Genomic DNA, 19155 nt, shown 5'->3' with positions numbered 1-19155 from the left:
TCAGTCCTCCACCACCCAGGTGTCCTTGGTACCGCCGCCCTGGGACGAGTTCACCACCAGCGAGCCTTCGCGCAGGGCGACGCGGGTCAGGCCGCCCGGGACCACGCGGGTCTCGCGGCCGGACAGGACGAACGGCCGCAGGTCGATATGCCGCGGCGCGATGCCGTTCTCGACGAAGGTGGGACAGGTCGACAGCGACAGGGTCGGCTGGGCGATGTAGGCCGCCGGGCGGGCCTTGATGCGCTCGGCGAAGGCGGCGATCTCGGCCTGGGTCGAAGCCGGCCCGACCAGCATGCCGTAGCCGCCGGATCCCTGGGTTTCCTTGACCACCAGCTCCGGCAGGTTGGCCAGCACATGGGACAGTTCGGCGGGGTTGCGGCATTGCCAGGTGGGGACGTTCTTCAGGATCGGCTCCTCGTCGAGGTAGAAACGGATCATCTCGGTGACATAGGGATAGACCGACTTGTCATCGGCTACCCCGGTGCCGATGGCATTGGCCAGCACCACGTTGCCGCAGCGATAGGCCGACAGCAGGCCGGGCACGCCGAGCATGGACTCGGGCTTGAAGGCCAGGGGGTCAAGATAGGCGTCGTCGAGGCGTCGGTAGATCACGTCCACCGGCTTCGGACCACCCGTGGTGCGCATGAATACCCGCTCGTCACGAACGAACAGGTCGGCCCCTTCCACCAGTTCCACGCCCATTTCCCGTGCCAGGAATGCATGCTCGAAGAAGGCACTGTTGAAGCGCCCCGGCGTCAGCACCACGACGCTGGGGTTATCCAGCGGGCTGGAACTCTTCAGGGTTTCCAGCAGCAGGTTGGGGTAATGATCGATGGGCGCGATGCGCTGTACGGCGAACAGTTCGGGGAACAACCGCATCATCATCTTGCGGTCCTCGAGCATGTAGCTCACCCCGCTGGGGGTGCGCAGGTTGTCTTCGAGGACGTAATAGGTGCCGTCGCCATCGCGCACCAGGTCGACCCCGGAAATATGCGCGTAGAGGTCGCGGTGCAGGCTCAGGCCCTGCATCGCCAGTTGGTACTGGTCGTTGGCCAGGACCTGCTCGGCGGGGATGATCCCGGCACGCAGGATGCGCTGCTCGTGGTACAGGTCGGCGAGGAACATGTTCAGCGCCTTGACCCGCTGGATACAGCCGCGCTCCACCACCCGCCATTCGCTGGCGGGAATGGCCCGGGGAATGGTGTCGAAGGGGATCAGGCGCTCGGTGCCCTGCTCGTCGCCGTAAAGCGTGAAGGTGATACCGGCGCGGTGGAACAGCAGGTCAGCCTCGCGGCGCCGTTGTGCCAGCAGCTCCGGGGGAGTCTCCCCCAGCCAGCGGGCGAATTCCCGATAATGCGGACGGAGCTGACCGTCGGCGGCGTACATCTCATCATAGAAACTGCGAATCATGCCGAACTCCTTGTCACCCGTGCCCAAGGAATATCGCAAAGCCCGTGCCAGCAACAATAAGGCTTGTGAATCAAACAGTTGCAAAGATTCAGAAAAGAAGCCGCACCAGACTTGTGCAGCTATCGCTACGCCTATGGGGCGCACGCTTCATTGCGAAGCGCGGGTGAATCCGGGGCCGCGCCAGGCGCCGCCCCGGAACGGGTTTCAGGTCAGCACACGCTCCTGCTTGACGCCCCAGCCTTGGGCCTCACCACCCAAGGGCCGGATCACTGCTTCGAAATCATGCTCGAATTCGCCGATCCCGCCATGGGTGGCGTACATGATCTTTTGCAATTCCAGTTGCCAACCTTCGTCGCTCTCGTGCACCGAGGCACACAGCGACTCGCCACGAAACTTGCCTGCAGCCCTGCGCGCCCGTTCCTCGTCCGGGAATACCGCGTAAAACTCGATGGGATGGATTTGAGTGAAATCGAAGCCGCCTTCTTTCATGCGGCGCAGCACGATGCTGCTGATGTCTTCGTACAGGTTGCTCATTGAATCGTCCTCCTCAATCACGATGGATAGACTTTCGGCGCGTTCACGCCACCCCGTTTACCTTGCGGCCGGGGTCTCGAGCGGATGTAACGACGGCAATGGCCGGCGCGGAAAACGACGGCCATGTGTTCAGCGTAGCGTCAGGCTGGGCACATCGCCAGCCTGACGCTCAGGGCATTTCAGTGATGCCGGTGATGACCACTCCGCTCTGCTCCTTCAGCCACTTGGCGGTGGGGCTTTCAGCGCGGTCCTGGAAATCGTTGAGGTCGAGCTCGTCCATGATCGGGAACAGGTGGCCCCTTACCTGCCGCGCAGCGTCTTCGATGCTCGGGCGGTTGTCGCAAGCGAACAGCAACGCGGTGCGCTCGCCCTTCTGGTCCACGAAAGTGATTTCCCACTCTTTCATCTGGCGTTGTCCTCGAATGGAAGTACGGCCTACCTTCCGTTGACCTTGGCCAGGGGGTGTTGTTCCGGTTTTTTCATCCAGCCGGCAGCTAAAAAAAGACCCCGGCAATGCCGGGGTCCTAGGATCTCAGCGACGACTGCGCCGAATCAATCCGGAATGCCGTGAACCACACCGGCCGTGTTATCCAGCAGGCTCTTGGTCGCGATCTGGATGAAGGCTTCGAGCTTCTGCGCCATCACCGCCTTGTCGGCATCGTCGATCCGCTCGGCGCTGAACTCGCGACCGAGCTTGTAGCGCCACATCATCGGCGCTGAATCCTTGGACTCCATCAGGATGCGGTCCCCCTGGATCAGGAACACGTTCTGTTCGCTACCGGACGGCTTGACCATGCCGATGCCCTGGTCACCCTCCGGCAGGTTGAGCAGGTCGCGGCCCCAGCATTGATGGCGGGTCTCGCCGCCGAGGCGCCCCATGATGGTCGGCACGATATCGATCTGGGTACCTACGGTGTGGTTGCGCTTTCCGAACTTCTCCTGGATGCCCGGCGCGATCATCAGCATCGGCACGTTGAAGCGGCCCAGGTCCATTTCGGTGACCTGCTGGCTGTTGCCGAAGCCATGATCGCCGACGATGACGAACAGTGTCTCCTTGAAGTACGGTTCCTTGCGCGCCTTCTCGAAGAACTGGCCCAAGGCCCAGTCGGAATAACGCATGGCGGTCAGATGCTCGTTCAGGCGCCCCTGGTCGGTCACGGGTTCGACCGGCAGGTTCTTCGGCAGCGCATATGGCGTGTGGTTGGAGAGCGTCTGCAGCAGCGCATAGAACGGTTTCTTGCCGTAGTTGTGCGCCAGCTCCTGGGCGCCGCGGTCGAACATGTCCTGGTCGGACACACCCCACGTCGGGTCGGAGAAGACCGGATTGACGAAGTCGTTGCGGCCGATGAAGGTGGTCATGCCCTGGTTGCCGAAGAAACCGGACTGGTTGTCCCAGGCGAAATCACCGTTGTACACGTACACGTCGTCGTAGTCGCGGGCGCTGAGCAGCGCCGGCAGGCCGGAGAGCTTGTGGCCGCCTTCCGGGGTCTGCATCAGGTATTCGAAGCCCGGCAGGTTGGGGAAGCAGGCCATGGTCGCGAACATGCCCTGGTGGGTATGGGTACCGTTGGAGAAGAAGCGGTCGAACAGCAGGCCTTCCTCGGCCAGCTTGTCGAAGTACGGGGTGATGTTGCCTTGTGCACCCAGGGCACCGACGGAGTGACCGGCGAAACTCTCCATCAGGATCACCACCACATTCTTGATCGGCAGGGTGTTCTCGACCGGCGGGGTGAAGTCACGGCGGATTGCCGCGCTGTCGGCATCGACCAGCTTGTCGTTCGGGGTCAGCAGCATCTCGCGCACGGTCTGCTGGGCAACCTGCGGATCGAGGGTGGCTTTCCAGATGTTGTCGCGGTCTTCGGAGAAACGGCTCTTGGCCGCATCGATCAGGGTCAGCGTGCCGTTAAGGCCCAGTTGGTTGACGAAGTTGGAATCGGTAGTGAAGGCATCGCCCCAGCGCATCGGCGGCCCCTGGCGCAGGGTGCCACGGGCCGCGACCACGGCCACCAGCAGGATCATGAAGAACACCACGCCGCGCACATACCACGGCGCAACGCTGCGCACGCCGGCAAGGTTGCTCTGGTACTGGCCGCGAGGCCGGGTCAGGCGGTCGATGGCCTTGAACGCCAGGCTCATGACCAGCGTGCCGGCGACCCAGGCCAACAGGTAGCGAACCACCGGGAACCCGTACCAGATCATGCTGGAAACGGTCTTCGGGTCTTCCTTGATGTACTGGAATACCAGGCCGTTCAGGCGCTGGTGGAACTCGCGATAGAAGTCCATCTCCACCAGGCCGAGGAACAGCGTGGCGCTGCCGGCAATGGTCAGCCACAGGCGGAACAGCCCGCGAGCCGCCATGGCCCGGGCGCTGAGGATTGCCAGCAGCAACGGAATGCTCAGGTACACCACCACCCGCAGGTCGAAGCGCAGGCCGTTGAAGAAGCCTTCGGCAACCGTCGAGTAGGGTGTGTCGCCGATCATGTCGCGGTTATAGACCAGCAGCGCGAAGCGCACGGCGCTGAGCATCAGCATGATCACCAGGCCGCACAGGAAGGTATAGAGCAGGTGTGATTTGACCGTCGGTTGCAGGCGCGAGGCGTCCGTTTTAGCCATGAAATGGAAGGTCCCTGGAATTCTGGTTATAGAAAGCACATCGACGCCAGGCGGCGCCGCTCCGAGAGGATTTCCGGATGGCCAGCCACTGGACGGATGGGTAAAAGGCGCGCGCGATTGTCCGCAATCGATTGTGAAAATTTCGTTGAGGCAACGCGAAGCGCGGATCAGGCTAGCCGGGTTGCCCGGCCAACACAAATCCGCGTGCAAAACCTGGACGTTGCGCTAGCGTGATGTTTTCACGCTAGATGCGAACGTCGCCGCGCGGCCCGGCGATGGCCCAGATGATCAGGCCGAGCACGGGCAGGAGGATGATCAGCAGGATCCACAGGACCTTGGCTCCGCCACCGGCGCTGCTCTTGACCACATTAAGGATCGCCCAGATGTCGAGGGCGAGAATGACCAGGCCGGCAAGGCCATTGAACGTCGAACCCATGTTGAAACTCCCAATTCAAGCTGTAGCAAAGAATAGCTGGCTATCGGCCTTATAGACGCGCTTGTTTCGTCGGCGTTCCGAGGCCTTGGTTACACTCGCTTGCAATTGTTTTGGAGATTCCTGCATGCCCCCTTCCCATGCCTCATCCACCCCCGCTTCGCTCCCTGGTGCCTGGCTGCAGCAGGCACAGGCATCGCCGTGGCTCAGCGCCGGCCTGGGCCTGAGCCTGCTGGCGGTGTTGTGGCTGATGGGGGCCAGTGCGTGGAACGCCATCCACGGCGATCATCAGGAAAACCTGCACATGGCGATGCTCGGCGGCCTCGCCGGTTTTTCCGCCACCGCCCTGGGCGCAGTGCTGGCGGTGATCCTGCGTGAGGTCAGCTCGCGTACCCAGGATGTGATGCTCGGCTTTGCCGCCGGGATGATGCTCGCCGCCAGTTCCTTCTCGCTGATTCTGCCGGGGCTCGATGCCGCCCGCGAGATCACCGGAAACGGCCCGCTCGCAGCGCTGACGGTCGTGCTGGGCATGGGCCTGGGCGTGCTGCTGATGCTTGGCCTCGACCGCTTCACGCCCCATGAACACGAGAGCACCGGCCCCTGCGGGCCGCAATCGGAACGCATCAACCGGGTCTGGCTGTTTGTCCTGGCGATCACCCTGCACAACCTGCCGGAAGGCATGGCCATTGGCGTGAGCTTCACCAATGGCGATCTCAATGTCGGCCTGCCGCTGACCAGCGCCATCGCCATACAGGACATTCCCGAAGGCCTGGCGGTGGCCCTGGCCTTGCGCGCCACTGGCCTGTCGAGCCTGAAAGCCGCCCTGGTGGCGATCGGTTCCGGGGTGATGGAGCCCATTGGCGCAGTGATCGGCCTGGGCATTTCCAGCGGCTTCGCCCTCGCCTATCCGGTCAGCATGGGCCTGGCGGCGGGTGCGATGATTTTCGTGGTGTCCCACGAAGTGATCCCGGAAACCCACCGCAATGGCCATCAGACCTCGGCAACCCTCGGCCTGATGGGTGGCTTCGCGGTGATGATGTTCCTCGATACGGCTCTCGGCTAGCGGGCTGCCATCAGACGTGCACCGCGACCCTCAGCGCTTCCAGGGCCGGCGCGGCGGCAATGTTCAGCTCGGCGCAGAGCTCCAGCACCCGCGGCAGGTCATCGCCGCAGACCAGGACCATCTGCAGTTCATCGTCGAGCAACTGGCTGAAGTTGACCAGCACGTAGCCACCGGCTTCCTTGTTCATGCTGGCCATCTGCACCTGGATGCGGTTGAGGGCAGTCAGCGCCTCGACCTTGGCCAGTTGCCTGGGCTTGAAATTGAACGGCACGCTCTTGTCGAAGGACGCGACGATGGCGGCGAACAGGTCTTCGTAGGTGTCGGCCTGGAACAGCACGGTATCGGGCAGGCTGCCGACCACTACCCATTCGCCCAGGGGAATGGGGAAGGTGTCGTCGTAGTTGATATCCGGGTTGGCAGCGAGGAAACCTTCCGGATCGGCATAGGCCTGGGCCGCTTCTTCGGCGATGCGCTGGATATCCTGTTCGGACATGCAGCCGGAGCTGATCTTGCCGATCAGTTCGGCCAGTTGGTTTTTCATGGGACGTTCCCGGATGCTGGAAAAAAGGCGGCAAGGATAGCCGCCACCGGGTCAGTCGGCCAGCGCTCGCAGCCGCGCGGCGGTTTCCGTGGCGCCCATGGTCAGCGCCGAGGCCAGTGCATCGGCGCCACGGGCATCGCGACGGGTGGGGTCGGCGCCCTGTTCGAGCAGGTAATCGACGATGGCAAGCCGATTGAACATCGCGGCCATCATCAATGCGGTACGCCCGTCGCCTGCGGCAGCATCGGCGTCGCCGCCATGTTCCACCAGCAGACGAACCATCTCCAGATTGCCCTTGAACGCCGCCCCCGCGACCGGCAGCTGGCCGTTGTCGTTAGCCAGCAACGGATCGGCGCCATGCTCCAGCAGCACCCGAACAGCATCGAGATGGCCGTGGTAACTGGCGAGCATCAGCAGGGTATCGCCCTTGTGGTTGCGCAGATTGGGCGGCAGGCCTTTTTCCAGCAAGCGCCGAAGCATGCCGGCATCACCCTGGCGAGCACGCTCGAAAACTTCTTCGGCAAAAGCCTGCTGCTCATCGGCACTCATGCTGACGGGTTGCTGGTCGGACATTAGGAACCTCCTGGACAGTAAAAAGCCAAATTGTTTGTCAGGGATTGATCCGTAAAGCCCGGGAATAATTCCATCCAGTCAGTGGGAAAGCCGATCTTGCAAATTGCACTGTGCAAATTGCACGACCTTGCACGATGCACGAGGCAGTTTATCGCCATCATTCACAACACATTGATTTAAAAGAATTTTTTATTGAATCAAAGCTGGCACGCTGGCTGCACCTATCACTCCATGTCTGCCACCCACAGCCAGGAGCTGATATGGACCTCATTCAGGAAAAATTCGCCTCGGTATTCTCCGCCTACCAAGTCACCACCCAGGCCCGCCCTGACGGCGGCATCCTGCTGACCTTGCGCGCTGCGGACGGCAAGCAGACCAAGCGTTGCCTGTCCTACGCCCAACTGCACAACGCCGAGCAACTGTCATGGGCGATCAGCGCGATTCGCCGTGACCTGGCCGAACAGGCCAGTGAACTGCCAGTGATTTCGATGCTGCAAAGCCAGCAACGCTTTGCCTTGCCGACCTACCGCTAAAGAACAAGCAACACGGAAACTTGTGGGAGCGGGTTCACTCGCGATTGCGTCGGTGAAGCCACTAACGCGATCGCGGGTGAACCCGCTCCCACAAAGTCCCTGCCAAATGCTTTAGAACGTATCATCCAAGCCTGGATAGTCGAGGGAACTTTTGTCTCCGGTCATCCGAGCCCTCTCCCCTTCCTTGCTCAAGAACCGCACCAGCACCAGGTTCGGCTGCTCACCGATGTCGAACCACTGTGCCACGCCCGCCGGCAGAACCAGCAGATCACCGCGTTCGCCGATCAATCCGTAGACATACTCGCCGATGCGAATGTTCACCAGCCCACGCCCGCTGACGAAGAAACGCACATCGTCGCCCGCATGCGTGCGCTCATCGATCAGGCCGGCACGCAGTTCTTCCTTTTGCGGATGCTCCGGATTGACACTGAGCACTTCCAGCACGGTTGCGCAAAACTCGCTACGCAAGGCCTGTATTTGCTCGCCCAGGCTGGCGGTCACCTCGGCCTCGACCGTCCCGGGGCGAATGCGCTGCGTCACCTCGCGCTGCTCGAAACGCACGCCCTGCTCGGCCAGGGTCGTGGCGATATCGTCGGCATGGGTGAGGACCTTGTTCGGCGTATCGGGGGTGGACTGGTGGTAAACGCTGAGGATGCTCAAGGGGCAACTCCTGATCTTTCGAAAGCCGGGGAAGAACGCTACACCGCGTCCTCTTTCAACCGGGCCGCAATGATAACGGCTGCGGCCAGCGCCGCGACGCTGGCAATACTAAAGGTGATGGTCGGCCCCAGGGCCTTCCAGCTGTAGCCCGCGTATAACGCACCAAGCGCGCCGCCGGTGCCGGAGAGCGCCGCGTAGAACGCCTGGCCCTGCCCTTGCTGGCGTGCGCCGAAGCTGCGCTGGACGAAGGCGATGCAGGAAGCATGGAACGCGCCGAAAGTCGCGGCGTGCATCAGCTGCGCCAGCAACAGCACCAGCAGATGCTCGGCGAACGCGCCCAGCAGCCACCAGCGCAGTGCCGCCAGCAGGAAGCTAGCGAGCAACACCCGACGCAGGGAAAACCGCGCAAGGATCCGGCTCATCACCACGAACAACAGCACCTCCGCCAGCACGCCCAGGGCCCACAGCATGCCGATGATGCCGCGACTGTAGCCGAGGCTCTCGAGATGCAGGGTCAGGAAGGTGTAGTACGGACCATGGCTGAGCTGCATCAAGGCGACGCAGGCATAGAAGGCCAGCACGCCGGGACGGCCCAGTTGCTGGAGAAAGCCGCCGCTGGATGGCCGTTCGGCGTGCTCCGCGGGCTGTGCATTGGGCACCCACAGGCTGGCGCAGACGATACCGGCCATGATGCACACCAGCGCCACCGGGTAGACGTCCAGGCTCAGCCACTCGAACAGCCGGCCGAGGCCGACCACGGTGAGGATGAAGCCGATCGAGCCCCACAGGCGGACCTGGCTGTAGCGCCCGGTCTGGCCCTGCAGGTGCGCCAGGGTGATGACTTCGAACTGCGGCAGCACGGCATGCCAGAAGAACGCATGCAGCGCCATCACCAGCGCCAGCCAGGCGTAGCTCTTGTCGACGAAGATCAGGGCGAAACTGCCCAGGGTGCATAACGCCCCCAAGCGCACGATCAGCAGGCGCTGGCCGCTGCGATCTCCCAGCCAGCCCCACAGGTTGGGGGCCACGCAGCGCATCAGCATGGGGATCGCGACCAACTCGCCGATCCGTGCACTGGAGAAACCGAGATGGTCGAAATACAACGCCAGGAACGGCGCGGTGGCGCCGAGCAGGGCGAAATAGAACAGATAGAAACTGGACAGCCGCCAGTAAGGAAGCGCCACGGCTAGCGAGCCGTGGCGCAAGGGATGAAGCAGTGCATCAAAGCTGGCCCAGTACCGGCGTGCTCACCCGTACATCGGCGTTCTGCCCGCGATGGCGCAGCAGGTGGTCCATCAGCACGATCGCCATCATGGCCTCGGCGATCGGCGTGGCGCGGATGCCCACGCAAGGATCGTGACGGCCCTTGGTAATAACGTCGACCGGATTGCCGTCCTTGTCGATGGAGCGACCCGGGGTGGTGATGCTCGAAGTCGGCTTCAGCGCCAGGTGGGCGACAATCGGCTGGCCCGAGGAAATCCCGCCGAGGATGCCGCCGGCGTTGTTGCTGAGGAAGCCTTCCGGGGTCAGTTCGTCGCGATGCTCGGTACCGCGCTGGGAAACACAGGCGAAACCGGCGCCGATTTCCACGCCCTTGACCGCGTTGATGCTCATCAGCGCATGGGCCAGCTCGGCGTCGAGACGGTCGAAGATCGGTTCGCCCAGGCCCGGCATCACGCCTTCGGCCACCACGGTGATCCTGGCGCCGACCGAGTCCTGGTCACGGCGCAACTGGTCCATGTAGGCCTCCAGTTCCGGCACCTTGTCCGGGTCGGGGCTGAAGAAGGCGTTTTCTTCCACCGAGTCCCAGGTCTTGAACGGGATTTCGATCGGACCCAACTGGCTCATGTAGCCGCGAATGCGGATGCCCTGGCTGGCCAGGTATTTCTTGGCGATGGCGCCAGCGGCCACGCGCATGGCGGTTTCCCGTGCGGAACTGCGACCACCGCCGCGGTAGTCGCGCTCACCGTACTTGTGGTGGTAGGTGTAGTCGGCATGGGCCGGGCGGAACAGGTCCTTGATCGCCGAGTAATCCTTGGACTTCTGGTCGGTATTGCGGATCAGCAGGCCGATGGCGCAGCCGGTTGTGCGACCTTCGAACACCCCGGACAGGATTTCCACCTCGTCGGCTTCCTGGCGCTGGGTGGTATGGCGGCTGGTGCCGGGCTTGCGCCGGTCGAGGTCGCGCTGCAGGTCCTCCAGGGAAATCTCCAGGCCCGGCGGGCAGCCATCGACAATGGCGACCAACGCCGGACCATGGCTTTCGCCAGCGGTGGTGACAGTGAACAGCTTGCCGTAGGTATTGCCGGACATGCAGACGCTCCGCGAATCAGCCTGATTTGAACAAGGCCGCCAGTATACGCAGGCTAACCAATCAGTTCATCCCTGATAGCGAACCTTCCCCGGCCGCTTCGGTCTTACGGGCATCCCTCCACGTGTGTCCGATAATGCCGCGCCTTGCCGCCCTCCTCCTGATGTTCCTCTGCTGTACCGCCCATTCCGCTCCGGCGGTGTTCCAGCGTCCGGTCAGCCTCGATACCGGCCAGGGCATCCTGCAGGGCAGCCTGCTGCTGCCGCGCAGCGACACGCCTCCGCCGGTGGTGCTGATCATCGCGGGCTCCGGCCCCACGGACCGCGATGGCAACAACCCGGCCGTGGGACGCATCGATATTCTCAAGCGCCTCGCCCTGCAACTAGCGCGCAATGGCATCGCCAGCGTGCGCTACGACAAGCGCGGGGTTGCCGAGAGCCTGGCGGCGACACCGGACGAGCGCAACCTCAGCGTCGAGCGCTATGTAGCCGACGCTGTCGCCTGGAGCCGCAAGATCAATGCCGATCCACGCTTCGGTCCGCTGATCCTTCTGGGTCACAGCGAAGGCGCACTGATCGCCAGCCTGGCGGCCACACCCGCGGCTGCAGACGGCGTGATTACCCTGGCCGGCAGCGGCCGGCCAATCGACCAGGTACTGCGCGCACAACTGGCCGAGCAACTGCCGCCCGCCGAACTCAAGCGCGCCGAGGCCGTGATCGACCAGCTCAAGGCCGGCCGGCAAAGCGAGCGGTTGCCTGCGGTACTGAAGGACGTCTTTCGTCCCAGCGTACAGCCCTACCTGATCTCCCTGTTCCGCCAGGACCCGGCTGCCGCGTTCGCCAGCGTGAAGGTGCCGGCCCTGATCCTCCAGGGGCGCAACGACATCCAGGTCAGCATTGCCGATGCCCGTGCCCTGCATGCGGCCAAGCCCGATGCGCAGCTGGCGCTGATCGACGGCATGAACCACATGCTGCGCATCAGCCCGCCGGGCATAGGCCGGCAGCGCGACGCCTACACCAATCCCGAGTTGCCCCTGGCCAGCGCCCTGGGCGAGCGGATCGTCGCGTTTGTGCAGCAGTTGGCAACCCGTTAAGCAAATTTGCCCTCCAGTCCTCGCCGCCGTGGCCGATAAACCGATGCAGGCAACGCCATTGCAGGCTGCCTGGCGCGCATAAAAGAGGACCGCCTTGATGACAGATGCACCCACCCAGGACGCTGCCGAAGCGACCGACGAACCGGTTGCGCCGGAACCCGCTCCGTTGCCCTGGGCGGACCTTGCCCCGGAGCACTTCCAGTTGCTGCGCCTGGCGCCGCTGCCCACCGACCGCAACAGCGGCCCGCGCCCGCTGCGCTTCGTCCAGTACGGTTATGCCGAACGGCACAGCAAGGAGCACAGCCTGCTGCGCATGGAGATTCGCCTGCCCGGGCAGAAAACGCGCAAGGAACAGAATGTCCTCGACATCCGCGTCGATCACGCCGAGCGCCTGGTAACCGTGGGCCCCGACAGCGGGCTGCAGGTCGAACCGCTGAACCGCGGCATCGGCCGCTTCCTTGTCGCCCAGGGCGTGCAATGGGCCCAGCGGCGCTGGTCGGGCTATCGCCTGGAAGGCGGGTTGCTGGCGAACAAGGACGCCCTTAACGAAGACACCCGGCTGCGCCGCGACCACGTGCTGCATGCCAGCGGTATCGAAGTGGAGTACGCCGACGCCCAGCACCTGAAAGGGCGCTACGTGGAAACCCAGGTCGGCCAGCTCAAGGGCGGCTGGAACACCGACAAATTGCAGCGGGTCGACATCATCGATGCCGCCAACATGCTCCAGCAGGCCGAGCAGAAGCTGCATGAGAAGGAAGCGCAACTGCGCGAGCGGGACGAACGGGTCGCCAAGTTCAAGCGCGAGGACAGCGGGCTGCGCTTTACCATCACCTGCCTGGTAGCGTTTGCCGTGTTCCAGGCCGGGTTGCTGATCTGGATCGCGACACATCGCTGAAAATACACCGCGTACCCTGTGGGAGCGGGTTTACTCGCGATTGCGTCGGTGAATTCACTACCGCAATCGCGGGTAAACCCGCTCCCACAGGGTCTGCGTAGTTCTTTAGACCCGCGAGGCGAACAGCGCCTGGTGCTTGCGGCATTGCTCGGCAGTCAGCATGAACACGCCGTGGCCGCCACGCTCGAACTCCAGCCAGGCGAAATCCACTTCCGGATACAGTTGCTCGACATGCACCTGGCTGTTGCCCACCTCGACGATCAACAGGCCCTTCTCGGTCAGGTGATCGGCCGCTTCGGCCAGCATGCGCCGGACCAGATCCAGGCCATCGTTGCCACAGGCCAGGCCCAGCTCGGGTTCGTGGTGATATTCCGCCGGCATGTCGGCGAAGTCCTCGGCATCGACATAGGGCGGGTTGGACAGGATCAGGTCGAAACGCTGGCCCGGCAGGCCGGAGAAGCCATCGCCCTGGACGGTATAGACACGCTGCTCCAGGCCATGGCGCTCGATGTTCTGGTTGGCCACTTCGAGCGCATCGAAGGAGAGGTCGGCCAGCACCACTTCGGCGTCGGGGAACACGTCGGCGCTGACGATGCCGATGCAACCGGAACCGGTGCACAGATCGAGAATCCGCGCAGGTTCGGCGGCCAGCCAGGGTTCGAAGCGCTTTTCGATCAGTTCGCCAATCGGCGAACGCGGCACCAGCACACGCTCATCGACAATGAACGACATCCCGCAGAACCACGCTTCGCCCAGCAGGTAGGCGGTGGGCACACGGTCTTCGATGCGGCGCTTGAGCAGGCGCTGCAGCTTGACCAGTTCGTCGTCCTCCAGGCGGCAATCGAGGTAGCTGTCGGCCACTTCCCAAGGCAGGTGCACCGCGCCCAGCACCAGCAGGCGGGCCTCGTCCCAGGCGTTGTCGGCGCCATGCCCGAAGAACAGTTCGTGTTCATGGAAACGGCTGACAGCCCAGCGAATATGATCGCGCAACGTGCGCAGGCGGGAAGTGATCACGGCAGACTCCTTGAAAGACGACCGACGATTCTACCAGCCCGGCGCCGTGATGGGCCGTCACCACAAAAATGAGCCAATCGCTGACATGGCTGAGAGCCAGTAACTACGCCACTTGTACGCTAAGCGATTCACATCGGCGGCCAAGCAGGGGAGAATAGCCAAAAAGCCCTAGCCAAAGGAGCCCTTGATGTCTGTTCCAACGACCATGTTCCACCTCAGTGGACGCGGCTATCCGCCAGCGAAGCTGAGCAACGCCAGCCTGGTGATCATCGATGCCCAGAAGGAATACCTGAGCGGCCCCCTGGCGCTGTCGGGCATGGACGAAGCCGTGGCGAACATCGGCAAGTTGCTCGAAGCGGCGCGCAAGGCTGGCCGGCCGATCATCCATGTGCGGCACCTGGGTACCGTCGGCGGTCTGTTCGATCCGCAAGGTCCGCGTGGCGAGTTCATTCCGGGCCTGGAACCCCGCGGCGACGAAATCATCATCGAAAAACGCATGCCCAATGCGTTCAAGAACACCCGGCTGCACGAAACCCTGCAGGAGCTCGGCCACCTGGACATCATCGTCTGCGGTTTCATGAGCCATTCCAGCGTCAGCACCACCGTGCGCCGGGCCAAGGACTATGGCTACCGCTGCACCCTGGTCGAGGATGGCTGTGCCACCCGCGACCTGCCGTTCAAGGGCGGCGTCATACCTGCCGCACAGATCCAGCAGAGCGAAATGGCGATCATGGCCGACAACTTCGCCTGCGTAGCGCCCGTCGACAGCCTGATCTGATCCGGCGGGCTCACGGAACCACCTCGACGATTACCGGTCGAAACCCGGATATCCACTGAGGAGATCGGCATGAAAATATCCGACGGTTTCGACGCCAAACGCCTGCGCCCGCGCCAGCCGGGCGCCTGGGGTTCGCGCCTGGCCGCGATGTTCGCCATGCTCCTGACCACCTGCGGCGTGCTATTGGCCATGGCCGGTGCCGCCAGCCTGCTGGGGCGCCCCGCAGCCCTGGGTGAACTCAACGACAATCCCGCCGCCGCCAGCCTGATCCTGCTTGGTGGCCTGCTGGTGCTGTACCTCGGCGTCTGGGTCTGGCGCCGTCGCCGCCTGCGCCTGCGTCGTGGCCGGGAACTCGGCCTGTCCCCGCATTTGATGAAAAAACACGACTGACTGCGTAGACTCTGCGCGGTTCCGGCGGAGGCTTTACATGCAAGACGATGATTTTTCCCTGTTCACAAGCGAGATGCGCGGCGTCAAGCCGATCAAGCATGACCGCGCCGATATCGGCAAGCCCAAGGCCGATCGCAAGCAGCTCGCCAGCCTGAGGCAGAACGCCACGGTGCGCAGCGACCAGCCCGTGGTCGACGGCCTGTCGGACCAGTTCGTCATCGATGTCGGCCCGGAAGACGACCTGCACTGGAGCCGCGACGGCGTCCAGGAAAGCCAGATGCGCAAGCTCAAGATCGGCCAGATTCCCTTCGAAGGCAGCCTCGACCTGCACGGCATGAGCGTGGAAAAGGCGCGGGAGATCCTCTGGGACTTTCTTGCCGAGGCCACCCGCTTCGAAATCCGCTGCGTGCGGGTCACCCACGGCAAGGCCGTGCGCCTGGACGGCAAGCGGCCGATGATCAAGAGTCACGTCAATACCTGGCTGCGCCAGCACCCCCAGGTGCTCGGCTTCACCTCGTGCCAAGCCCGTCATGGTGGCACCGGCGCGGTGTACGTGATGCTGCGCCGGACCATGCTCGAAGGACGCGACGAGTAACGCCGCACTTGCGGCGGCGCCACAGCCGCCGTACCCTTCGCGTTTGCGAAATACACCACAGGTAGATCCATGTCCCTGGAACAGCATTACACCGCGATTAAGCGAGCGTAGTGCTGCGTATTACAGAGCAGTAAAATCGGGCACTTCAGCACTTTGGAGTACCCGATCACACTGCTGAAAACACCCCCATTGGTACAGAAACTGGTATAGCCGCGAGCCTACCTCCGGTTGTACTTGGGTATCAGCCCACAAAAATCGTCTCGCCTCGACCTACATTGGCTGCACCTACATCCGCTAGCGCATGTTTTCTCTAAAGTCGACACCTGCCAAACCCTTTGCAACAGCTTTCGGGGAACCTAAACTGTATAAATAAACAGTGCAACGGATTCTAACCCGCCCACCTGACGCGACAGGCCCGATTTACGTCATTACGATCGCCTCGCCTCGGACCAGTGACGGCCCTATACCGGTTTTCGTCCTAAAATCCCTTGTCAGCTATGTGCTTCAAATCTGCGCCCCCTCCGATCCTCAACTGGATTCGCCCTCAATCCAGTACTTACGCCACAGGTAGCGTATTGCTACCACACCCCAACCCCTGTTAAAAAGGCTACACATTCAAAAACAGACGGAACACACGGTGATCAATGGATATTGAACGTATTGAGTTATCAAATTGGCAACAGTTCGGGAGCGTTTCAATAGATTTCGACTCACGCGCAACCGTAATTACCGGAGCCAATGGATGCGGAAAAACAACTTTACTATCATTATTAGCTCGCCACACAGGCATTTCACCGGCCTCCCTCGCAACACCGAAGTTTAGTCCAATACTGAGCGATGAAACACACAACGTATTTTACGACCCAGCGATCCCATCTAGCCATATCTTTCACCCTCTTCAACCAGTCACCAGACATATTGGAAAGATATATTACTCAGATGGAACGTTCGCTAGCTTATCTATACCCGCAACCAACAACCCACTGTACCATGTAAATTTCTCTACAATGCGAGAAATTGACATCCTATACATTCCATCCCATCGCCAATTATTTAACTACAAGCGAACCCCTAACCTCCTCACTCAGAAAATGGAAAGAAAGGCTGTGTTCAGCGAGTACAAGAACGCTACTGACAGCTTGTATACTGGCCACCACTATGGAGAGCCCGTTAGCTTCTTAATGAAAAATGCTCTTCTGAGCTGGGCAATAAACGGTTACGGAGTCACTGATAACAATAGCAACACAATAATGCAGGCAGACGTATCTCAGGCTGAAAACTTCGAAGGATTTCGCAACGTACTGAAGACGCTACTACCCGAATCACTTGGATTTGAGAACCTTTCCATACGAGACTATGAAATCATTTTTTCATGTAACAACGGCCGCGATGAATTCTTGCTAGAAAACGCGTCAGGTGGAATTGCAGCGCTCATTGACATAGCCTGGCGAATATTTAATTTCAATGTTAGCTCAGACCATCCATTCTTCGTCATGATCGACGAGGCTGAAAACCATTTACACCCAAGCATGCAGAGGTCTTTGCTACCAAAACTGCTGACAGCGTTTCCGCACATCAAATTCATCATAACCACCCACAGCCCCCTGATAGTTACTTCTATTGAGGATGCTAGCATCTATGTTTTAAAGCATAACTCTCAGCAAAAAATAGAATCCTTAAAACTCAACGCCTCGAAAGAAGTTTGCAACATCATTGAGATACTAGATCAAATTCTCGGTGTTTCCACGACAATTCCTATCTGGGCCTCTAAAAAATTCAACAGCATCCTTGAACAGCACCTTAGCAAAGACATCACCAAAGATTCCATAAGCGCCCTGCGCTCTGAATTGGAAACCGCTGGATTGTCCAGGCTCTTCCCCAATGCCATTGGCACAATCGCGGAGTCCCGCGAATGAGAGCAATTACTCGCCCCGAATGTCCTGACCCTATCGCCCTCAGAACTGACTACAAAGTGGCAGTCAATAAAGAAGCTTTACGGCAAGCTTCTTTCGACAAATGCATGTATTGTGAAAGCAAGGTTACTCACACCTACTATGGTGATGTAGAACATATCCTCCCAAAAGCCAAAAACCTTTTCCCAGAACTAGAGTTCACTTGGGAAAACCTAGGATTTTGCTGCGCGAAATGCAATAACGCTAAGAGCAACAAATACAATCCTAACATAGCCATAATAAACCCTTATAACGAAGATCCGTCCGAGCATCTCGCGGCATTCGGCTCATTACTCTTGCATATACGAGGCAGCGAGCGTGGCGAATTTACAATACTAGTTACGGACCTGAACAGAGACTCACTCAAAGAGCAAAGAGCGCATCACCTAAACCAAGTACAAAATGCTGTCGATAAATGTTATAGAACACATGACCCAGCATTGCGTGCGTTACTTTTCGAAGCTCTATGGGAAGAGGCCGCTCCCGACAAGCAATTTTCTATTTTTGCTGAAGCTCTTTTAAAAACAAGCATTACATAGCCTATCTAAGGATAGTTGGTCGCTGAATAGACCTTTAGCACCCATTCCACAAAACCCATTCTCTATTATGCCCTAGATCAAACCGCCAACCAAACAAGGAAAAATTTGTGAGCTCACCCGGAGTACGATTTGAACGGCTATTATTCTGGACCGCGCCTATAACTTTAGCTACTTGCGCTGTTTTCATTACCACGCTCGGCTACAACACTATCGATGAAAGAATAAAATCAAAATGCTATCAAGCGGCATCAGAAGTTTTAAAAGCCAGCAAAAAACTACCTGAGCTTTGGGCAGAATACTCCAGATCAAAATCGGATGACTACGGCCGAAGCGGCCGTGCCTACAGCAGTGAAATAGCAGAAATAATAATTTTCAAAGCCCCAGTCATGTGCTGGGGCAAGTATATAACGCGCTCTGACTTCGAGACACCAAAAAGCCCAGATGAGATCACCAAAAAACTCCAGGATGATGCACACACCATCAACAGCAAGCCACTCTCAATGTACGGCATTGAAATACCTGACCGGGCAAACTTAAGCCTCATGGGTAATAAAGTCCAGGTCCTAATGTCAAACCTCATTCAAGCACTCCAGATTGCCCTCGCACCAATACTACTACTTTGGCTAGGCAGCATTTACCACACAAGACTTCGCGAGACATATCTCTACAAGTTCAAAGAAAGTATCTCTGACGTTCACCCTCACGTTATTAATGTATACCCAATCGGACATTACCCAGACTTACGCAAACGAAATTTTATTAAGCAGTACACGCCTTTAATTGTTAGCACAGTCCTCATATCAATCCGATGGGTTCTCCTTTCTATATTCTTGCTTCCGCCCACGGCCTTCTATTTAGCATCACTTATTTTTCAACCCATATTTGGCCACTGGGAGTTAAATCTAGTAACGGGGTTCATCATCGGCATGTACTTTCTCTGTTGCTATCTTCCAGAGACATTAGTTTTCGACAAGCACTTTCATGGACCTGCACCCTTACGCTGAAGCGCTATCAATGAATCACAAATTCAGGGTATGGCCTCTGACTACCACCACTAGTGGGCAACGAATCAGAAACTTGCAGAAAGCGCCCACTAGAACCACTGCATGGATGAACAGAAAAAATATTTAGGAAATACTAATGTCTGACAATGTCATAGATTTCCCTTGGCCGTCCGCTCTTCCCTCAGAATCCAGCCCATCGGACCTGTTCGAATCAATACCACTAG

General features: G+C 59.9%; 21 protein-coding genes. 10 read left to right on the top strand and 11 right to left on the bottom strand.

Annotation, left to right across the window (positions count from 1 at the left end):
* The 5 genes from ACKLLE_RS07435 to ACKLLE_RS07415 all read right to left on the bottom strand — a co-directional run bounded on the left by ACKLLE_RS07435 (position 1) and on the right by ACKLLE_RS07415 (position 4993).
* Entirely contained in the window at positions 1-1410 is a 1410-nt protein-coding gene (locus tag ACKLLE_RS07435; protein ID WP_420057474.1) for a circularly permuted type 2 ATP-grasp protein, read from the bottom strand.
* A gap of 204 nt (positions 1411-1614) precedes the next feature.
* Positions 1615-1944, bottom strand: coding sequence for a ribonuclease E inhibitor RraB (locus ACKLLE_RS07430; protein ID WP_009394170.1), 330 nt, complete (start codon positions 1942-1944; stop codon positions 1615-1617).
* Positions 1945-2113: 169 nt separating this feature from the next.
* The gene (locus tag ACKLLE_RS07425; RefSeq protein WP_420057472.1) at positions 2114-2350 is read right to left on the bottom strand and encodes a hypothetical protein; all 237 of its coding nucleotides are present in this window, start codon (positions 2348-2350) and stop codon (positions 2114-2116) included.
* 146 nt (positions 2351-2496) lie between these two features.
* On the bottom strand, positions 2497-4557 hold the full coding sequence (locus tag ACKLLE_RS07420; protein ID WP_420057471.1) for an LTA synthase family protein: 2061 nt from the start codon (positions 4555-4557) through the stop codon (positions 2497-2499).
* A gap of 244 nt (positions 4558-4801) precedes the next feature.
* Positions 4802-4993, bottom strand: a complete 192-nt coding sequence (locus tag ACKLLE_RS07415; RefSeq protein WP_009394166.1) for a PLDc N-terminal domain-containing protein — start codon at positions 4991-4993, stop codon at positions 4802-4804.
* Between the two features lie 124 nt (positions 4994-5117).
* Between ACKLLE_RS07415 and ACKLLE_RS07410 the strand changes: the two genes are divergently transcribed.
* Positions 5118-6053 (top strand): ZIP family metal transporter, encoded by a 936-nt coding sequence (locus ACKLLE_RS07410; protein ID WP_420057470.1) that lies wholly within the window; start codon positions 5118-5120, stop codon positions 6051-6053.
* Positions 6054-6063: 10 nt separating this feature from the next.
* On the opposite strand, the gene ACKLLE_RS07405 is transcribed toward ACKLLE_RS07410, so the two are convergent.
* Both ACKLLE_RS07405 and ACKLLE_RS07400 read right to left on the bottom strand, forming a co-directional pair.
* Positions 6064-6594 carry a hypothetical protein gene (locus ACKLLE_RS07405; RefSeq protein WP_420057469.1) on the bottom strand — a complete coding sequence of 177 codons (531 nt, stop codon included), beginning with the start codon at positions 6592-6594 and terminating at the stop codon, positions 6064-6066.
* A 51-nt stretch (positions 6595-6645) separates the two neighbouring features.
* Positions 6646-7167, bottom strand: a complete 522-nt coding sequence (locus tag ACKLLE_RS07400; RefSeq protein WP_064304915.1) for an ankyrin repeat domain-containing protein — start codon at positions 7165-7167, stop codon at positions 6646-6648.
* Between the two features lie 260 nt (positions 7168-7427).
* On the opposite strand from ACKLLE_RS07400, the gene ACKLLE_RS07395 reads away from it, so the two are divergent.
* Positions 7428-7700 (top strand): DUF3509 domain-containing protein, encoded by a 273-nt coding sequence (locus ACKLLE_RS07395; RefSeq protein ID WP_009394156.1) that lies wholly within the window; start codon positions 7428-7430, stop codon positions 7698-7700.
* A gap of 111 nt (positions 7701-7811) precedes the next feature.
* On the opposite strand, the gene ACKLLE_RS07390 is transcribed toward ACKLLE_RS07395, so the two are convergent.
* Genes ACKLLE_RS07390 through aroC form a run of 3 tightly spaced genes read right to left on the bottom strand, consistent with a single transcriptional unit; the run spans position 7812 to position 10673 of the window.
* Complete coding sequence (locus ACKLLE_RS07390; RefSeq protein WP_420057467.1) at positions 7812-8360, bottom strand: acireductone dioxygenase; 549 nt, start codon at positions 8358-8360, stop codon at positions 7812-7814.
* A 38-nt stretch (positions 8361-8398) separates the two neighbouring features.
* On the bottom strand, positions 8399-9544 hold the full coding sequence (locus tag ACKLLE_RS07385; protein ID WP_420057466.1) for an MFS transporter: 1146 nt from the start codon (positions 9542-9544) through the stop codon (positions 8399-8401).
* Positions 9545-9581: 37 nt separating this feature from the next.
* Positions 9582-10673, bottom strand: a complete 1092-nt coding sequence (gene aroC / locus ACKLLE_RS07380) for a chorismate synthase (RefSeq protein ID WP_420057464.1) — start codon at positions 10671-10673, stop codon at positions 9582-9584.
* Between the two features lie 131 nt (positions 10674-10804).
* On the opposite strand from aroC, the gene ACKLLE_RS07375 reads away from it, so the two are divergent.
* Together ACKLLE_RS07375 and ACKLLE_RS07370 are read left to right on the top strand one after the other, a co-directional pair.
* Positions 10805-11764, top strand: coding sequence for an alpha/beta hydrolase (locus ACKLLE_RS07375; RefSeq protein ID WP_420057540.1), 960 nt, complete (start codon positions 10805-10807; stop codon positions 11762-11764).
* Between the two features lie 97 nt (positions 11765-11861).
* Positions 11862-12659 carry a hypothetical protein gene (locus ACKLLE_RS07370; protein ID WP_009394147.1) on the top strand — a complete coding sequence of 266 codons (798 nt, stop codon included), beginning with the start codon at positions 11862-11864 and terminating at the stop codon, positions 12657-12659.
* Positions 12660-12764: 105 nt separating this feature from the next.
* Here ACKLLE_RS07370 and prmB read toward each other — a convergent pair whose 3' ends face one another.
* Complete coding sequence (gene prmB / locus ACKLLE_RS07365) at positions 12765-13673, bottom strand: 50S ribosomal protein L3 N(5)-glutamine methyltransferase (RefSeq protein ID WP_009394145.1); 909 nt, start codon at positions 13671-13673, stop codon at positions 12765-12767.
* A 187-nt stretch (positions 13674-13860) separates the two neighbouring features.
* Here prmB and ACKLLE_RS07360 point away from each other — a divergent pair, with 187 nt between their 5' ends.
* The 6 genes from ACKLLE_RS07360 to ACKLLE_RS07335 all read left to right on the top strand — a co-directional run bounded on the left by ACKLLE_RS07360 (position 13861) and on the right by ACKLLE_RS07335 (position 18931).
* A complete protein-coding gene (locus tag ACKLLE_RS07360; RefSeq protein WP_064304920.1) occupies positions 13861-14451 on the top strand; it encodes a cysteine hydrolase family protein in 591 nt (196 codons plus the stop codon).
* A 69-nt stretch (positions 14452-14520) separates the two neighbouring features.
* Complete coding sequence (locus tag ACKLLE_RS07355) at positions 14521-14841, top strand: hypothetical protein (RefSeq protein WP_009394138.1); 321 nt, start codon at positions 14521-14523, stop codon at positions 14839-14841.
* Positions 14842-14878: 37 nt separating this feature from the next.
* Positions 14879-15436, top strand: a complete 558-nt coding sequence (locus ACKLLE_RS07350) for a Smr/MutS family protein (protein ID WP_009394137.1) — start codon at positions 14879-14881, stop codon at positions 15434-15436.
* A gap of 644 nt (positions 15437-16080) precedes the next feature.
* On the top strand, positions 16081-17352 hold the full coding sequence (locus ACKLLE_RS07345; protein WP_420057462.1) for an AAA family ATPase: 1272 nt from the start codon (positions 16081-16083) through the stop codon (positions 17350-17352).
* Positions 17349-17927 (top strand): HNH endonuclease, encoded by a 579-nt coding sequence (locus ACKLLE_RS07340; protein ID WP_420057461.1) that lies wholly within the window; start codon positions 17349-17351, stop codon positions 17925-17927. The genes ACKLLE_RS07345 and ACKLLE_RS07340 overlap by 4 nt, the downstream gene beginning before the upstream one ends.
* A gap of 107 nt (positions 17928-18034) precedes the next feature.
* Positions 18035-18931, top strand: a complete 897-nt coding sequence (locus ACKLLE_RS07335; protein WP_420057460.1) for a hypothetical protein — start codon at positions 18035-18037, stop codon at positions 18929-18931.
* The last annotated feature ends 224 nt before the right edge of the window (positions 18932-19155 follow it).

The sequence above is a fragment of the Pseudomonas bharatica genome, from assembly GCF_048586865.1.
Taxonomy (GTDB): Bacteria; Pseudomonadota; Gammaproteobacteria; order Pseudomonadales; family Pseudomonadaceae; genus Aquipseudomonas; species Aquipseudomonas bharatica.
This window is presented reverse-complemented; position numbering and strand designations above follow the sequence as displayed.

What these genes read in the sequence shown, in the direction of transcription:
- ACKLLE_RS07435 (WP_420057474.1), bottom strand. Translation starts at nt 1,410, where the DNA reads ATGATTCGCAGTTTCTATGATGAGATGTACGCCGCCGACGGTCAGCTC.
- ACKLLE_RS07430 (WP_009394170.1), bottom strand. Translation starts at nt 1,944, where the DNA reads ATGAGCAACCTGTACGAAGACATCAGCAGCATCGTGCTGCGCCGCATG.
- ACKLLE_RS07425 (WP_420057472.1), bottom strand. Translation starts at nt 2,350, where the DNA reads ATGAAAGAGTGGGAAATCACTTTCGTGGACCAGAAGGGCGAGCGCACC.
- ACKLLE_RS07420 (WP_420057471.1), bottom strand. Translation starts at nt 4,557, where the DNA reads ATGGCTAAAACGGACGCCTCGCGCCTGCAACCGACGGTCAAATCACAC.
- ACKLLE_RS07415 (WP_009394166.1), bottom strand. Translation starts at nt 4,993, where the DNA reads ATGGGTTCGACGTTCAATGGCCTTGCCGGCCTGGTCATTCTCGCCCTC.
- ACKLLE_RS07410 (WP_420057470.1), top strand. Translation starts at nt 5,118, where the DNA reads ATGCCCCCTTCCCATGCCTCATCCACCCCCGCTTCGCTCCCTGGTGCC.
- ACKLLE_RS07405 (WP_420057469.1), bottom strand. Translation starts at nt 6,594, where the DNA reads ATGAAAAACCAACTGGCCGAACTGATCGGCAAGATCAGCTCCGGCTGC.
- ACKLLE_RS07400 (WP_064304915.1), bottom strand. Translation starts at nt 7,167, where the DNA reads ATGTCCGACCAGCAACCCGTCAGCATGAGTGCCGATGAGCAGCAGGCT.
- ACKLLE_RS07395 (WP_009394156.1), top strand. Translation starts at nt 7,428, where the DNA reads ATGGACCTCATTCAGGAAAAATTCGCCTCGGTATTCTCCGCCTACCAA.
- aroC (WP_420057464.1), bottom strand. Translation starts at nt 10,673, where the DNA reads ATGTCCGGCAATACCTACGGCAAGCTGTTCACTGTCACCACCGCTGGC.
- ACKLLE_RS07370 (WP_009394147.1), top strand. Translation starts at nt 11,862, where the DNA reads ATGACAGATGCACCCACCCAGGACGCTGCCGAAGCGACCGACGAACCG.
- ACKLLE_RS07360 (WP_064304920.1), top strand. Translation starts at nt 13,861, where the DNA reads ATGTCTGTTCCAACGACCATGTTCCACCTCAGTGGACGCGGCTATCCG.
- ACKLLE_RS07355 (WP_009394138.1), top strand. Translation starts at nt 14,521, where the DNA reads ATGAAAATATCCGACGGTTTCGACGCCAAACGCCTGCGCCCGCGCCAG.
- ACKLLE_RS07350 (WP_009394137.1), top strand. Translation starts at nt 14,879, where the DNA reads ATGCAAGACGATGATTTTTCCCTGTTCACAAGCGAGATGCGCGGCGTC.
- ACKLLE_RS07345 (WP_420057462.1), top strand. Translation starts at nt 16,081, where the DNA reads ATGGATATTGAACGTATTGAGTTATCAAATTGGCAACAGTTCGGGAGC.
- ACKLLE_RS07340 (WP_420057461.1), top strand. Translation starts at nt 17,349, where the DNA reads ATGAGAGCAATTACTCGCCCCGAATGTCCTGACCCTATCGCCCTCAGA.